The sequence below is a fragment of the Aquibium oceanicum genome (assembly GCF_001889605.1).
In the GTDB taxonomy this organism is placed as follows: domain Bacteria; phylum Pseudomonadota; class Alphaproteobacteria; order Rhizobiales; family Rhizobiaceae; genus Aquibium; species Aquibium oceanicum.
The window spans coordinates 3,167,047-3,181,453 of the sequence record NZ_CP018171.1 but is presented as its reverse complement, the minus strand read 5'-3'; the positions used below and the strand labels follow the sequence as shown (position 1 = coordinate 3,181,453).

Below are 14,407 nucleotides of genomic sequence, written 5' to 3'. Positions count from 1 at the left end.
CAGGAATCGGGGGATTCCGGGCTCGAACAACATTGACGAGGACATGGAACGTATCTCAGTGGGCGGGGGCGCCCTTCGCATCGAATGGCCCACAGTGGCCTTGATCCTTCTTTGCTATCTCGCGTGGCTGGCGATCGGACTGCTGGTGTGGCCCGATTGGCCGGTGCTGGCGCTTGGGGGGCTCGGCGTCGTCCTGGCGCTGCAATCCTCGCTGATGCACGAGGCCTCGCACGGCCACCCGACCCGCTCGGCGCGGCTGAACGAGGCGCTGGTCGGGCTGCCGGTCGGGCTCGTGTGGCCCTACCGTCGCTTTAAGTCGATCCACCTTCGCCACCATGCCGACGACCGGCTGACCGATCCCTTCGACGATCCGGAGAGCTACTACCAGGCGCTGTGGCAGCACGAGGAACTGCCGCGCGCCATGAAGATGGTGCTGCGGCTCAACAACACCATGCTCGGCCGGATGCTCATCAATCCCTGGCTGGGCAGCGTCGGCTTCATCATTTCCGACATGCGGGCGATCGCGGCGGGCGACCGCGTCATCCGCAAGGCCTGGCTGCTGCACGGCGCCGGGCTCGCGGTCGTGCTGCCGGTGGTGGCCTATGGCTTCGGGATGCCGGTCTGGCTCTACGTCGTGGGGCCGGTGTGGCTCGGGCAGGCGCTGATCTCTGTGCGGACCTTCGCCGAGCACCAGTGGTCGGAACGGCCGGACGGGCGCACCATCATCGTCGAGCGCTCGCCGCTGTCGCTGCTTTTCCTCAACAACAACCTGCATCTCGTCCACCACAAGATGCCGAACGTGTCGTGGTACCGCCTGCCTGCGCTGTTTCGCGAGCGGCGCGAAGAATGGATCCGGATGAACGGCGGCTATGTCTTCCCGAACTATCTCGCGCTGTTCGGCGCCTTCGCCTTCAAGGCCAAAGAACCGGTGGCGCACCCCGTGCTGCGCCGCGCGCCGGAGCCACACCGGGCCTATCGCCCGCGGGTGCGCACGCGCGGCGTCGGCGGGCTCAGCGGCACCGCGCCGGTGCCGGCAAAGCCGCCGAAGGACTGACGCGGGCTTTTCGGGACCGCGGCGCTCGGGCCGGGGCTTGCCATCAGGCACCGGTCCGTCGTTGATGCGCACATGAGCGACTTCATCGCAGCACTGCCGATGTACGACTGGCCGGAAGTTCGCGGCGAGGTGGATGCCGATTGGGCGGCGATCCGCGATCGGCTGCGGGCGCAGGGGGTCGAGGCGCCGGAGGGGTTGACCCGGCGCAATGGCGACATGCCGGCGGTGCCGGGCGGCATCCGCGACAGGGAGGGGCGGGTGATTGCGCCCGATCCGGCGACGCTGCCGCCGGACGAACTCGACGTGCAGACGCTCTGGCGCCACCCGAAACTCCTCTTCGCGCAGACCTGCTGGGGGCCGATGGAGCTCGGGCTTCAGGAGCATGTGCGGGTCGTCGCTCAGCCGGACTACACTGCTTTCGATGGCGGGCAGGGGGAACTCTATTCGAGTGCGGTGCTGATGCGGGGGGGCGAGGCGGCGGGCCGGGAACCGCCGGATAACGGCGAGGCGGTGCTGTCGCTCGAGGCCATGCGCGGCGCGCGGCTCGCCTACAATTCACAGGATTCCATGTCCGGCCTCATCGCGCTCACCCGCGACCTCGATGCGGTCGGACAGTCGCTCGCGCTCTTCGGCGAACGCGTCGAGACCGGGTCCCACCGCGCATCGGCCGTGGCGGTGGCGGAGGGCAGGGCGGACGTCTGCGCCGTCGACTGCCGCAGCTGGCACCTGATCGGGCGCTTCGAGCCGAAGGCGGCCGACCTCGTCGTGGCAGGGTGGACGGCGCGGCGCAAGGGACTGCCCTATGTGTGCTCGCGCCTGGCGCCGACGTTCAAACTGGCAATCGGCACAGGCGGTTGATCGATCGGCTCCGGTCGCGCAGACTGGGCAAGGGCGCGGCAGCCGGAAACTTGTGGCTTCGGGGCCGAGAGGGGATGGACGATGGGGGACCAGATGTTCTGGCTATTCGGCATGATCGGATCGTCGATCGCGATCATCGGCATCCTGGCCTTCGCCTATGTGCGGGAGCGGCAGCGGCGCGAACCGCCGCCCGGCGCGGCCTCGCGGAACCGCGACCAGCGGTAGTCTTTCTCGCGATGCGTACTGGCAGCCTCAGGCGCCGAGGAGCCGCTCGTCGAGCGGATAGGCTGAGAGTTTCTCGTTGCCCACCTCGGTGATCAAGATCTGCTCCTCGATCTTGACGCCCTCGCGGCCGCCGAGCCGGCCGATGTAACTTTCCACGCACAGCACCATGCCCGGCTCCAGGATGCCGTCGGGCGTATCGTCGGTCCAGTCGGAGGCATGCGGCAGGGTGGGGTATTCGTCTGCGAGGCCGACGCCGTGATAGAGGACGCCATAGCGGGTGGGGTAGCAGTCGCCGGGCGGCACGACTGAACGTTCCACCAGGTCGCGAAAGGAGACGCCCGGCCGCATCAGCTCGGTGTTCGCCGCGATCTGGTCGGCGGCGATGCGGTAGAGGTCGCGCTGCTCGTTCGTCGGGCGCACGTCGCCGGCGAGCCAGGTGCGCGAGATGTCGGCGCAGAAGCCGTAGGGGCCGATGAGGTCGGTATCGAAGGCGACGAGATCGCCCGCCTCCACGATGCGCGAGGAGCACTCCTGGAACCAGGGGTTGGTGCGCGGGCCGGAGGCGAGAAGCCGCGTCTCGATCCACTCGCCGCCGCGCGCGATGTTGCCGCGGTGGAGTTCGGCCCAGAGCGCGTTTTCCGAGATGCCGGGGGTCAACGCGGCTTCCATTTCTGTCATCGCTGCCTCGCAGGCGCCGATGGCGCGGCGCATGGCGAGGATCTCGTCGGACGATTTTATCAGGCGGGCATTCTCCATCACGGCTTCGCCGTTGTGAATGGACACGCCGAGGCGGGCGAGTTCGGCCACGCCTTCTGGATTCAGGTGGTCGACCGCGAGGCGGGCATTTCCGCCGCCGTGTTCGCGCACGAGGTCCGCGATGCCGGCGGCCCAGCGGCGGACTTTCCTTTCGGTCAACTCGCCGCCGTAAAGATACATCCACGACACCGCCGGCCGGACCTCGTCGACCACACCGGAATGGTCCGACAGGTGCTCGCAGGAAAAATAGTCGAACAGTACCACCGGCCCCTCGGTCGCCACGAAGCAGTGGCGCGTGGGGTTGTGGGCAACCCAGAGCTGCATGTTGGTGGAATCGGTCGCGTAGCGGATATTGACCGGGTCGTAGAGCAGGGCGCCGGCGAGATCTCGCCGCTTCAGTTCGGCGCGGATGCGGTCGAGGCGATAGCGGCGCATGGCTGGGAGATCGGGTGCTGCGATACCCGCCGCCGCCCATTCCGCCTCGGCAAGCGCGCCGTAGCCGAGCACGTGGCTGTTCAGCGCCGCGGCCTTTTCGCGCGAGGCGCGCCGGAGCGCCGCCTCGTCGGTTGCGCCGCCGGGGCCGCCAGCCGGATCGAATGGCATGATCTTGCGATGACGTCCGAAGCTCGACCCTGCCGTCTCCATGCCCGTCCCCGCTACTTCGCGTCCGTCTTCGCCTGGCCGACGTCCTGCGCCGCGACCGCGGCTTGGCGGCCGGCTCCGCGGCTTTCGTCTCCGCCGCCTTGGGTGTCGGCCGCATGACCAGCGAGGTGCCCGGGCCGGACTTCACCTCGTAGGCGCCGGTCTTTCGCACGAGATCCGACAGCTTGCGAAAGCCGTAGGAGCGCGGATCGAAATCCGGGTAGCGGTTGACCAGCTGCGTGCCGACGCCGCCCAGATGCACCCAGCCGTCGGGGCTCTCCATCTCGGCCAGCACGCGACGGATCAGCGGGACGGCGGCGCTGGGCGGCTGCAGCGTCCCGGTCGGGCGTTCGTCGCCGCTGTCGGAACTGTCGTTGGCCGCGCCGGGCAGCAGGTTCTCGGTGTAGATGAAGCGCCGGCATGCCTGGCGGAAACTTTCGGGCGTCTTCTGCTCGCCGAAGCCGAACACGTCGATGCCCTGCTCGCGGATGCGCGAGGCGAGCCGCGTGAAGTCGCTGTCGGACGACACGAGGCAGAAGCCGTCGAAACGGCCGGAATGCAGAAGGTCCATGGCGTCGATGACCAGCGTGATGTCGGAGGCGTTCTTGCCGGTCGTGTAGGCGAACTGCTGATGCGGCACGATGGCGTGCTTGGCCAAGACTTCGATCCAGGCCTTCGAGCGAGTGCTGGAAAAGTCGCCGTAGATGCGGCGCACGCTGGCCTCGCCGATCTTGGCGATCTCCTCGAACAGGCCGTCGGCGATCCTGGCGGACGCGTTGTCGGCGTCGATCAGGACGGCGAGGCGGGGCGAGCGGTCGGGGGTAGCCATGGCGTTTCCGATCTCTTTTCTTATCGTCGGCCGATCAGTCGACCTTCGAGGCGTCCTTGAACATGACGCGGTGGCGGCGGGTCTGGATCCAGTCCTCCAGTTCCTCGCCGGTCATGTGGTGCGCGGGATCGAACCGGTTCCAGTTGGCGATCTCCTCCAGCGGCTTGCGCCAGCGCTTGTAGGGCGCCTTGGCCGGCGGACCGAAGGCCATGATGTCGAGCACCGAAAGCTCCTCGGGAATGCCGAGCAGCGGCTTCATCGCCTCCTGCGCAGCTTCCTGGCCGATCGCGGTGATCCACCAAACATTGTAGCCGAGTGCTGCGGCGGCGAGATGGGCCGACATGGTGGCGGCCGCGACCGACTGGAGGAGGATGCGCTCGGCATTCTCCCGGTACATCCGGTTCAGGTCCGACGTGTCGTCCTTCAGCACCGGAAAGGCGGAGACCCAGCGGAAATCGGTCGCCACAACGATGAAGCCCGGCGCGGTGGCGAGCCCGCGATAGTCGGGCGTCGGGAACTTCATCTTGAGCTTGGCGCGGCGGCGTTGTTCCTCGACGAAGTAGCCGGCGATCTTCTCTTTCAACTCGGGCTCGGTGATGACGATGAAGTGCCAGGGCTGGGCGTTGGCGCCGGACGGCGCGTGGCGGGCGGCCTCGAGAATCATCTCGAAATGCTCGCGCGGCACCTCGAAGTCAGGATCGAAGGCGCGCACGGTGACGCGATTGGTCACGACCTTCATCAGCGCGTCGTAGCGGTCGCGCGCGCCGATTTCGGGCAGGTCGACCGCGGCCTCGGCTTCGAGGAGTTCTTCCGGCGACAAGGCCTCCGCATCTGCTTTCATGTGATCACTCCCCGGACTTTCCTGTGATTGAAACCACGTCGTGTCGGCCGCCGCCGTCTACCCGCCGTCGAAGGCGAAGGACAGTGTGGTGCCGCCGGCATCCGACGTCCAGCGGGGACTGGCGCGGAGTTGTCCCACGCCCGCCTCGATGATGCGCAGGCCGAGGCCGCCGCTGGACCGGTCCCGCGTGACCACGCCGGCGCCGCCCGCGCCGTTGTCGCGGCACTGGATCTCGATCCGGCCGTCGCTTGAAAGCGCGCCCGTCACCTCGATGCGTCCTTCCGTGCGGTCATCGAAGGCGTGCTTGATGGAATTGGCGATGAATTCGCTCATGACCATGGAGAGCGCTGAGGCGGACTTCGCGCCGACCTCGACGGCGGGAAGCCGCACCTCGACAAAGATGCCGGGCGGGCACATCTCGGCGGTCAGTTCCTGGAGCCGCGCTCCGAGTTCCGCGAGGTCGAGCCGTCTGCCGTCGTCGGCGCGGTAGAACTGTTCGTGCAGGGAGGCTACCGCCTCGATGCGCGTCTCGACAGCGGCGAGCGTGTCCTTCGCTTCATCGCTTTGCGACCGCCTGCGCCGCTGCCTGACATAGGCGCCGATCGACTGGAGCGAATTCTTGACGCGATGGTCGATCTCCTGGCGCATGAGCTCCTGGCGCGACAGGGCGAGGCGCAGGTCGAGCTGGTTCACCACCTGCCTTGCGAGCACCCGCAGGGCATTGCGCTGGGCGTCGGAAAGCCGGCGCGGCTTGGTGTCGAGAACGCAAAGGGTCCCGATCGGCAGTCCTTCGGCGGACTTCAGCAGGAAGCCCGCGTAGAATCGCAGGCCATTCGTGTCGAGGCACAAAGGGTTGTCGGCGGTGCGGTCGTCGGCCAGCGTGTCCGGGATTTCCATGTAGTCCTGCTCGAGGACCGCGTGCGAGCAGAGCGACGTCTCGAGCGGCGTCTCCCGAACGCCGAGGCCGACTTCTGCCTTGAACCACTGCCGCTCCCTGTCGATCAGGTTCACCACCGAGATCGGCGTCTCGCAGATCTGCGAAGCCAGCCCGACGATGTCGTCGAAGTCGCTCTCTCGCGGGGTGTCGAGGATGTCGTATTCGCGCAGCCGGGCGAGACGCTCTTCCTGTCGCGGATGGGTGGCGGCCTTCATTCTTCGTATTCTCTATGCGGTCGTCGTGGTTCCTGTGGTTACGGTTCTATTTGCGATCCGGCAAGAGAGGGCGCTCCCGGAGCGTCCTCACGTCGGTTGCGACCGTCGCGGCGAGCGCTTGAGTTTCCGGTGGTCGTGTCTAGAACCGTCGCGATGTACGCAGACCTCACCCGCAATACCAACGAATTCCTGAAGTCCATCGCGCATTCGCGGCGGCTCGACCAGGCCGCTCGCATCGTTCCGATCGAACCCGGCCAGAGGATCTTCGACTATGGCTGCGGCGACGGCGCGTTCTTCAACCAGCTCAGCCGGTATACGGCGAAGGAAAACCTGTTCGGCTACGATCCCTGGCTGCTCGGCGAGATGACCTTCGAGGGCGCCACGACCTTCGGCGCGGTGCCGGACTTCATCGACGAACTCGCGGGCACGTTCGACGTCGTCTACTGCATGGAGGTCTGCGAACATCTCTCCGACGCGGCCAACGCGGCGCTGCTCGACAACGTCGCCAGGCTCGGCAAGGCAGGCGCCGTCTTCGTTTTCGGCGTGCCGATCGAAACCGGGCCGTCGGCGCTGCTGAAGAACGTCTTTCGCTGGTGGAAGGGCGGAAGGCAGGGCGCCAACCCGTCACGGATCTGGCGCACGACCTTTTCGCGGCCGGTGGATCGCGAATGGGTGGACGGCTGGTGCGGCACCCATATCGGCTTCGACCACCGGCGGTTTCGCGAAACGCTCGTCGCGCACGGCTTCCGCATCGAGCGCACCGCCTGCCTGCCGTTGCGGGGCACCACGGCGGTGCTCAACAACGAGATCTACTTCGTCTGCAGGCGCTAACCGGGCTCCGGTCACCCCCGCATCTTCTCGCCCGCCGGATCGAACGGCGGCTCGACGTTGATGCGCGCGGGGCGGCGGTGGCCGAGGATCTCGATCTCGAACAGGTTCTCGCTCTCGTCGTCGGCCAGTTCGGCCGGGACGTAGCCTTGCGCCATCGATTTCTGCACGTAGTGGCCGTAGCCGCCCGAGGTGACCCAGCCGACGACGCGCCATTCGCCATCGACGCTGCCCAGGATCGAGGCCGCGCCCTTCTCGGCGGGGGAGGGGCCGGCGATCTTGCCTTCGGCGTCGTAGCGCTTCGGGCCGTGGCCGTGGGCGGCTTCCACGGTGCCGTAGTCCTTGTCGCCGACCCTGGCCCAGATCGGCTCGTCGCCCATCACGTCGGCATCGAGCGCGTCGACGATCATCGAGACGCGACGCAGCTTCGGGCCGTCGGCCTTCTCCTTCGCCGCCGCGTCGCGGCCGATGAAGTCGTTCTTCTCTAGTTTGACGAAACGGTCCATCGAGCCCTCGAAGGGGCCGTAGATGGGGCGCAACTCGCGGAACCAGGTGGGGAAGTTCTTCTCTAGCCGCATGGAAAGCAGCGCGCGCATGCCGAAATCTACGATGCCGAACTCCTCGCCCGCCTCCTTGATGGCCGCGTAGACCTTGCGTTCGTAGGCCGGCGCCATCCAGATCTCGTAGCCGAGATCGCCGGTGTAGGTGATGCGGTTGACCATGCATGGCGCGCCGCCGACCGCCATCTTGCGGAAATCCATGAAACGGAACGCTTTTGACGACACGTCCTCGTCGACGAGCTTCTGCAGCAGTTCCTGCGACTTCGGGCCGGCGATGGAGAGGCCGACCAGCGTCTGGTCGAAGCGGTGGATGCGGACGGAAGCGTCCTTCGGCAGGTGGTTCTCGAACCAGCGCATGTGGTATTTCTGGGCGGCGGACGAGCCCCAGATCATGAAGCGTTCGTCACCCGCCTTGGCGATGGTGAAATCGCCGATCAGCTTGCCACGCTCGTTGAGCATGGGGGTGAGCACGATGCGGCCGTACTTCGGCATGCGGTTGGTCATCAGCCGGTTGAGGAAATCCTCCGCTCCCGCGCCTGACACCTCGTATTTGGCGAAGTTGGCGATCTCGGTGACGCCGACGCGTTCGCGCACGCCGCGGACCTCGTTGCCGACATGCTCGAAATCGTTGGAACGGTGGAAGGAGACGATGTCCTTCGGCTCAGTGCCTTTCGGCGCGAACCAGAGCGGAGTCTCGAGTCCCCATGAATCGCCCATGACGGCGTTCTGCGATAGCATGATGTCGTAGAGCGGGGTGGTCTGAGCCGGACGTGCGGCGGGGAGCTCCTCGTTGGGGAAGCGGATCGAGAAGCGGCGCGAATAGTTTTCACGCACCTTGGCGTTGGTGTAGCGCAGGCCGGCCCACTCTCCGAAGCGGGAAACGTCCATGCCCCAGACGTCGAAGCCCGGGTCGCCGTTCACCATCCAGTTCGACAGCGCGAGCCCCACGCCGCCACCCTGTGAGAAGCCCGCCATGACCGCGCAGGCCGACCAGAAGTTGGTGAGGCCCTGGACGGGGCCGACCAGCGGATTGCCGTCGGGGGCGAAGGTGAAGGGGCCGTTGATGATCTGCTTGATGCCGGCCTTCTCGATCGCGGGGAAGTGGCGGAAGCCGACTTCCAGCGACGGCGCTATGCGGTCGATGTCGGGCTGCAGCAGTTCGTGGCCGAAATCCCACGGCGTGTTGACCGGCGACCAGGGCTTGCAAGCCTTCTCGTAAGTGCCGAGCAGCATGCCCTGGCGTTCCTGGCGGGTGTAGATCTCGCCGCGGAAATCGATGACATGGCAGAGCTCGCGGCCGGTCGCCTTGTTGAACTCCATCACCTCCGGCATGTCCTCGGTGAGCAGGTACATGTGCTCCATGGCGAGCACGGGGAGTTCGAGCCCGACCATACGGCCGATCTCGCGCGCCCACAGCCCGCCGGCATTCACGACGTGCTCGCACTTGACCGTGCCCTGCTCGGTAATCACGTTCCAGGTGCCGTCCGGCTCCTGCGTCAGTTCCTTGACCGGATTGCGCAGCACGATCTCGGCGCCCAGCATCCTCGCCGCCTTGGCGTAGGCGTGCGTGGTGCCCGAGGGGTCGAGATGGCCTTCGACGGGGTCCCACAGGGCGCCGACGAAGTTGGTCTCGTCCATGATCGGGAACATGGCCTTGGCCTCGGACGGCGTGACCAGTTCGGTGTCCATGCCGAGATAGCGGCACTTGGCGTGCACCAGGCGCAGGAAATCCATGCGTTCGGGCGTATCGGCCATCTGGAAGCCGCCGACCAGGTGCAGCCCGCAGGCCTGCCCGGTCATCTTCTCCAGCTCCTCGTAGAGCGAGATCGTGTAGGCCTGCAGCTTGGCGACGTTGGGATCGCCATTCAGCGTATGGAAGCCGCCGGCCGCGTGCCAGGTCGAGCCGGACGTCAGCTCCGACCGCTCGATGAGCATGATGTCGGTCCAGCCGGCCTTGGCCAGGTGGTAGAGCACCGAGCAGCCGACGACGCCACCGCCGATGACGACTGCCTTGACGTGGGATTTCATGAGGTGGGTTCCGTGGGTGAATGAGGTGGATAGGACGAGTTGGTGCGACGGCCCGGCTCTTCCCCCACTCCGTCATCGCTTTGCGATGCCACCTCTCCCCCCGCCGGGGGGAGAGGAAGAGCGCTGCGGCTGGTCACGGGGTGCCTTTCCTCTGCCCCGTCGATCGAGGGAGAGGTGGTCGGCGGAGCCGATCGGAGCGGGGGTCGATCTTTCCGAGTGCCTGCGGCGTAGACGAAGCGCAGATCGGCTGCGGTGACATTTTCGGCAAGGCGGCCGACGAGGGCGGCGAGGATCGTTTCGCAGACGGAGCTGCGGTGCTTGAGGACGTCGGTGTTCCAGAAGCGGAGGGTGGACCAGCCGTGCGTGCAGAAGAATTCGTCGCGGCGGCGGTCATGGGGGCTTTCGGCGTGGTGGGAACCATCGACTTCGACGACGAGCTTCTGCTTGCGGCAGGCGAAGTCGGCGAAGTAGGGGCCGATGGGGAGTTGGCGGGTGAACTTGTGGCCGCCGAGCTTGCCACCTTTCAGTTCGAGCCAGAGAAGTCCTTCGGCACTGTTTTCGACCCATCGCAGGGCGCGGGCGCGCTCGGTGGTGCCTTGCTTTCGTCGGCTTCGCGACGGACGCTCGGGATTCCCCCCCTCCGCCTCGCTCCGCTCGGCACCTCCCCCCCACTGCGTGGGGTGGAGGATGGGCGCTGCGGCGCGTGACGGCTTATCCTCCACCCCACGCAGTGGGGGGGAGGTGTCGCGGGCGTTAGCCCGTGACGGAGGGGGGGGCTTCTTCTCCACCCGACTCGCCCCTCAGAAATCCGTCGGCGCGCCGCCCTCGGCAGTGCGCTTGGCCACGAAGGCGTTGATCTCTTCCTCGATCGCCGGGTCGATCGGGGGCTTCTCGTATTCGGCGAGGCGCTGTTTCCAGACCTTGTTGGCCTTGTCGAGGGCGGTGGGCGAGCCGGCTTCGGACCAGCTTTCGAAGTTGCGCCAGTCCGACAGGACGGGCGAATAGAAGGCGGTCTTGTAGCGTTCCTGGGTGTGCGGGGTGCCGAAGAAGTGGCCGCCGGGGCCGACGTCGCGGATTGCCTCGACGGCGAGCGCCTCGTCTGACAGGTCGAGCGGCGTCATGAACTCGGCCACCATCTGCAACAGGTCGATGTCGAGGATGGTCTTTTCGTACGAGCAGCGCAGCCCGCCTTCCAGCCAGCCGGCGGAATGCATGATCAGGTTGCCGCCGCCCGTCACGGCGCCCCAGAGCGAGAAGACGCTTTCGTATGCTGCCTGCGCGTCGACGGTGTTGGCCGCGCAGGTGTTCGACGTGCGGTAGGGAATGCCGTAGCGCCGCGCGAGCTGGCCGCCGACGAGCTGCGCCTTCATGTATTCGGGCGTGCCGAAGGCGGGCGCGCCGGATTTCATGTCGACGTTGGAGGTGAAGCCGCCATAGGCGACCGGAGCGCCCTTGCGCACCATCTGGGCGAACGCGATGCCGGCGAGCGCCTCGGCGTTCTGCTGCACCAGCGCACCGGCCATCGTCACCGGCGCCATGGCGCCGGCGAGCGTGAAGGGCGTGACCACCACGACCTGGCCGTGCGAGGCCATCTGGATGATGCCTTCCATCATCGGTATGTCGAGCTTCAGCGGCGAGTTGGTGTTGATGATGGTGAAGATCGAGGGCTGTTCCAGCATCTGCTCGTGGCTGACGCCGCGCGCGATGCGGGCGATCTCGATGCCATCGAGGTTGCGCTCCTTTCCGAGCGAATAGATGTGGAACACCTTGTCGGTCAGCAGCGACAGGTCGCGGATGCATTCGAGGTGGCGCACCGACGGGTGGATGTCGATCGGTTCGACCGGATAGCCGCCGGTGCAGCCGATGATGTTGTGCATCTGGGCGAGCCGGAGGAAGTTGCGGTAGTCGGCCTGGTTGCCCGGGCGGCGGCCCTCGTCGAGGTCGGAGCAGTTCGGCGCCGAGGCCATCATCGAGAAGGTGATCTCGTTGCCGCCGAAGCGCACGTCGTGGGCGGGATTGCGCGCGTGCAGGGTGAACTCGGACGGGCAGTGGGAGACGAGATCCAAAATCATGTCGGCATCGAAGCGCACGCGCTCGGAGCCGTCGCGCACGTCGGCGCCGGCGGCCTTCATCATGGCCCGCGCCTCGTCGTGCAGCACGTCGACGCCGATCTCCTTCAAGACGCGCAGCGAGGCGAGGTGGATCGATTCCAGCTCGTCGTCAGAGACGAGCTTCGTCGGCGGCAGCGGGTTTTTCAGGCGGCGGAACGGCGGCTGCTCGAAGGCCGCGGCACCCCTGGCACGGCTGCCGGCGCGGCCGCCCCGGCGCGAGCGCTCGGCGGCGGGAGCGCCATCGATGGGCGGTATCTCTGCGTTCATGATCGACCTTGTTCCCCTCCAGCCAATTTTGGCGTTCCGCCGCGCGGGCGATAGCAGGGGTGGCGACCAGAAGGGCAAGGGAAGCGACATGTGCGTCGCCATGACGGTGCGGGACCATTTCGGCGCCGCCGGCGTTTGAAGAGGCATGGACGCCCGACACGCGACAGGCACGAAGACGAAAGCGAGCAAGGCGCCCCGGAGCCGCGGCAAGGCCACGGGTTCCAGGGGGCGGAAGACCGCCGACCTGCGCATCGGCACGTCCGGGTGGCACTATGCCGACTGGTGGGGGCCGTTCTACCCGGGCGACGTGAAGAAGAAGGACGCGCTGCAGTACTACACTGGCCAGTTCGCCGCGACCGAACTCAACGCGCCGTTCTACCGGACGCCGACGCCGGAGGCGGTGGAGAAGTGGCGGGAATCGACGCCGGACAATTTTCGCTTCGCATGGAAGGCGTCTCGCTTCATCACGCATTTCCGCCGGCTGAAGATCGACGAGGACTCGTTCGACCTGTTGCGATCGCGTCTCGAACTTCTCGGCGACAAGCTCGGGCCGGTGCTCTTCCAGCTCCATCCGCAGATGAAGGTCGACCGGGAGCGGCTTGCCGGTTTCCTCGATAGGCTCTGGAAGGAGTGGCGCTACAGCTTGGAATTCCGCCACGAGAGCTGGTACGAGCCAGCGATCCTCGACCTGCTTTCCGAGTTCGACGCGGCGCTCTGCATCTCCGACCATGCGTCCGCACCGGCGCCGTGCGAGGTGACCGCATCCTGGGTCTACGTCCGCAACCACGGACCGGGCGGGCGCTACCAGGGCAGCTATTCCGACGCGGCGCTGAAAAGCTGGGCGAAGAGCATCGCGAGATGGCGCGGGGAGGGGCGGGACGTCTGGTGCTTCTTCGACAACGACGTGAAGAGCGCTGCGCCGCAGGATGCGAAGCGCCTGATCGGGATGCTGGAGAAGAGCTAGCCGGTCGGCGCATGCTGGACGACCGCCGGAGGCCTGCCTGGCTCTCGACCCCATGCACATCGCCGGATTATCGAGCGCCATGACCGAAGCAGCCGCCCAGACGCGACCGCCGCTGCCCGTCGCCGCCCTTGCGGGCGTGACGGCGACGGTGACCGTCTTCGCGCTGGCGCAGGGGCTGTCCTATCCGCTGTTCACCTTCCTCATGCAGGAGCAGGGGCTGCCGCCGGCGATGATCGGCCTTTCGGCGGCCATGACGCCGCTCGGCATCATCGTGTCGGCACCGCTGGTTCCGCGGCTGACGCGCATCGCCGGTGCGCCGGCACTGGCGATCGCCTGCGCGATCTTCGCCGCGGTGCTGCTTGCCGGCGTGGGATGGCTGCAGAATTTGTGGGCCTGGTTCCTGCTGCGTTTCCTGATCGGGGTGGCGATCGATCCGCTCTACGTGCTCAGCGAAGTCTGGATGATCTCGCTGGCGCCCGACGCGCGACGCGGCCGCATCATGGGTCTCTATACCGCGATCGTCGGCGCGGGCTTCGCCGGCGGGCCGCTGACCTTGTTCCTGGTGGGCACGAAAGGCTGGGCGCCGTTCCTCATCGGCATCGGCGCGTTCCTGGCCTGCATCCTGATCCTGATCGTCATCGCGAGGCGACTGCCCTCGATGACGGAGGACCGCACGCACGTTCCGCTGAAGAGCTTCATCCATCTCGCACCCGCGCTGCTGCTCGCGACCGCGGTGGCGGCGGCATTCGAGCAGAGCGTGCTGTCGCTGCTGCCGGTCTACGGCGCCGCATACGGCATCCTTCCGCATGGTATGTCGGCGCTGCTCACGGTGATGATCGCCGGCAACATCGTGCTGCAGCTGCCCTTCGGGCTGATGGCCGAACGCTTCGCGCCCCGCCACCTGCTGCTGGTCTGCGCGGGGGTGAGCGCCTTCGGCGTGCTGCTCCTGCCGGCACTCATCGAGACCGTCGCGGTGTGGCCGCTGCTGTTCGTCGTCGGCGCCACCGGCTACGGCATCTACACCATGGCGCTCATCGAACTCGGCAACCGTTTCACCGGCTCCGCGCTTGTCGCTGGCAATGCCGCATTCGCGGTCATGTGGGGCCTCGGCGGCATTGCCGGGCCGCCCGGCTCGGGCTTCGCCATGCAACTCGGCGGCGTGCAGGGCCTGCCGGCGGTGCTTGCCGCCATGTGCCTGGCGCTGATCGTCTTCGCCGCGTACCGGGAGCGGGTCAGGCGCAGATCGCTGCGATGACGAGAAACGCGCGTGACGCGCCTCCCGAGGTGAAGCG

General features: G+C 67.0%; 13 protein-coding genes and 1 pseudogene. 7 read left to right on the top strand and 7 right to left on the bottom strand.

Annotated features, from left to right (window positions below):
- Positions 1-43 precede the first annotated feature (43 nt).
- The 3 genes from BSQ44_RS15510 to BSQ44_RS26910 all read left to right on the top strand — a co-directional run bounded on the left by BSQ44_RS15510 (position 44) and on the right by BSQ44_RS26910 (position 2,137).
- On the top strand, positions 44-1,054 hold the full coding sequence (locus tag BSQ44_RS15510; RefSeq protein ID WP_072605745.1) for a fatty acid desaturase: 1,011 nt from the start codon (positions 44-46) through the stop codon (positions 1,052-1,054).
- A 72-nt stretch (positions 1,055-1,126) separates the two neighbouring features.
- Positions 1,127-1,912 (top strand): phosphate/phosphite/phosphonate ABC transporter substrate-binding protein, encoded by a 786-nt coding sequence (locus BSQ44_RS15505; RefSeq protein ID WP_072605743.1) that lies wholly within the window; start codon positions 1,127-1,129, stop codon positions 1,910-1,912.
- 81 nt (positions 1,913-1,993) lie between these two features.
- Entirely contained in the window at positions 1,994-2,137 is a 144-nt protein-coding gene (locus BSQ44_RS26910; protein ID WP_157894606.1) for a hypothetical protein, read from the top strand.
- A 27-nt stretch (positions 2,138-2,164) separates the two neighbouring features.
- Here the strand turns inward: BSQ44_RS26910 and BSQ44_RS15500 are convergent, their stop codons facing one another.
- From BSQ44_RS15500 to BSQ44_RS15485, 4 genes and pseudogenes are all read right to left on the bottom strand, one after another.
- Complete coding sequence (locus tag BSQ44_RS15500) at positions 2,165-3,538, bottom strand: M24 family metallopeptidase (protein ID WP_072605741.1); 1,374 nt, start codon at positions 3,536-3,538, stop codon at positions 2,165-2,167.
- A 7-nt stretch (positions 3,539-3,545) separates the two neighbouring features.
- Positions 3,546-4,364 (bottom strand): annotated as a pseudogene (locus BSQ44_RS15495) (NYN domain-containing protein); the annotation flags it as partial.
- A gap of 34 nt (positions 4,365-4,398) precedes the next feature.
- Positions 4,399-5,205: a nitroreductase family protein gene (locus BSQ44_RS15490; RefSeq protein ID WP_072605739.1), complete on the bottom strand. Its 807-nt coding sequence runs from the start codon at positions 5,203-5,205 to the stop codon at positions 4,399-4,401.
- Between the two features lie 57 nt (positions 5,206-5,262).
- Positions 5,263-6,357, bottom strand: a complete 1,095-nt coding sequence (locus BSQ44_RS15485; RefSeq protein WP_072605737.1) for a histidine kinase dimerization/phosphoacceptor domain -containing protein — start codon at positions 6,355-6,357, stop codon at positions 5,263-5,265.
- Between the two features lie 135 nt (positions 6,358-6,492).
- Here BSQ44_RS15485 and BSQ44_RS15480 point away from each other — a divergent pair, with 135 nt between their 5' ends.
- Positions 6,493-7,188, top strand: a complete 696-nt coding sequence (locus BSQ44_RS15480; protein WP_162276744.1) for a class I SAM-dependent methyltransferase — start codon at positions 6,493-6,495, stop codon at positions 7,186-7,188.
- 11 nt (positions 7,189-7,199) lie between these two features.
- On the opposite strand, the gene BSQ44_RS15475 is transcribed toward BSQ44_RS15480, so the two are convergent.
- From BSQ44_RS15475 to BSQ44_RS15465, 3 genes are all read right to left on the bottom strand, one after another.
- Positions 7,200-9,773, bottom strand: a complete 2,574-nt coding sequence (locus BSQ44_RS15475) for a GcvT family protein (protein ID WP_072605733.1) — start codon at positions 9,771-9,773, stop codon at positions 7,200-7,202.
- Positions 9,770-10,495 (bottom strand): endonuclease domain-containing protein, encoded by a 726-nt coding sequence (locus BSQ44_RS27845; protein WP_335623202.1) that lies wholly within the window; start codon positions 10,493-10,495, stop codon positions 9,770-9,772. Before BSQ44_RS27845 ends, BSQ44_RS15475 begins: the two co-directional genes overlap by 4 nt.
- A 78-nt stretch (positions 10,496-10,573) precedes the next feature.
- Complete coding sequence (locus tag BSQ44_RS15465) at positions 10,574-12,151, bottom strand: trimethylamine methyltransferase family protein (protein ID WP_072605731.1); 1,578 nt, start codon at positions 12,149-12,151, stop codon at positions 10,574-10,576.
- Here BSQ44_RS15465 and BSQ44_RS26905 point away from each other — a divergent pair.
- The 3 genes from BSQ44_RS26905 to BSQ44_RS15455 all read left to right on the top strand — a co-directional run bounded on the left by BSQ44_RS26905 (position 12,150) and on the right by BSQ44_RS15455 (position 14,370).
- Positions 12,150-12,290 (top strand): hypothetical protein, encoded by a 141-nt coding sequence (locus BSQ44_RS26905; RefSeq protein ID WP_157894605.1) that lies wholly within the window; start codon positions 12,150-12,152, stop codon positions 12,288-12,290. The genes BSQ44_RS15465 and BSQ44_RS26905 overlap by 2 nt on opposite strands.
- 6 nt (positions 12,291-12,296) lie before the next feature.
- On the top strand, positions 12,297-13,115 hold the full coding sequence (locus BSQ44_RS15460) for a DUF72 domain-containing protein (protein WP_083534767.1): 819 nt from the start codon (positions 12,297-12,299) through the stop codon (positions 13,113-13,115).
- 79 nt (positions 13,116-13,194) lie between these two features.
- A complete protein-coding gene (locus BSQ44_RS15455; RefSeq protein WP_072608095.1) occupies positions 13,195-14,370 on the top strand; it encodes an MFS transporter in 1,176 nt (391 codons plus the stop codon).
- Positions 14,371-14,407: the final 37 nt, after the last annotated feature.

Excerpts from the sequence above, each read along its gene's own strand:
- BSQ44_RS15510 (WP_072605745.1), top strand. The coding sequence starts at position 44 with ATGGAACGTATCTCAGTGGGCGGGGGCGCCCTTCGCATCGAATGGCCC.
- BSQ44_RS15505 (WP_072605743.1), top strand. The coding sequence starts at position 1,127 with ATGAGCGACTTCATCGCAGCACTGCCGATGTACGACTGGCCGGAAGTT.
- BSQ44_RS26910 (WP_157894606.1), top strand. The coding sequence starts at position 1,994 with ATGGGGGACCAGATGTTCTGGCTATTCGGCATGATCGGATCGTCGATC.
- BSQ44_RS15500 (WP_072605741.1), bottom strand. The coding sequence starts at position 3,538 with ATGGAGACGGCAGGGTCGAGCTTCGGACGTCATCGCAAGATCATGCCA.
- BSQ44_RS15490 (WP_072605739.1), bottom strand. The coding sequence starts at position 5,205 with ATGAAAGCAGATGCGGAGGCCTTGTCGCCGGAAGAACTCCTCGAAGCC.
- BSQ44_RS15485 (WP_072605737.1), bottom strand. The coding sequence starts at position 6,357 with ATGAAGGCCGCCACCCATCCGCGACAGGAAGAGCGTCTCGCCCGGCTG.
- BSQ44_RS15475 (WP_072605733.1), bottom strand. The coding sequence starts at position 9,773 with ATGAAATCCCACGTCAAGGCAGTCGTCATCGGCGGTGGCGTCGTCGGC.
- BSQ44_RS26905 (WP_157894605.1), top strand. The coding sequence starts at position 12,150 with ATGATCGACCTTGTTCCCCTCCAGCCAATTTTGGCGTTCCGCCGCGCG.
- BSQ44_RS15465 (WP_072605731.1), bottom strand. The coding sequence starts at position 12,151 with ATGAACGCAGAGATACCGCCCATCGATGGCGCTCCCGCCGCCGAGCGC.
- BSQ44_RS15460 (WP_083534767.1), top strand. The coding sequence starts at position 12,297 with ATGGACGCCCGACACGCGACAGGCACGAAGACGAAAGCGAGCAAGGCG.
- BSQ44_RS15455 (WP_072608095.1), top strand. The coding sequence starts at position 13,195 with ATGACCGAAGCAGCCGCCCAGACGCGACCGCCGCTGCCCGTCGCCGCC.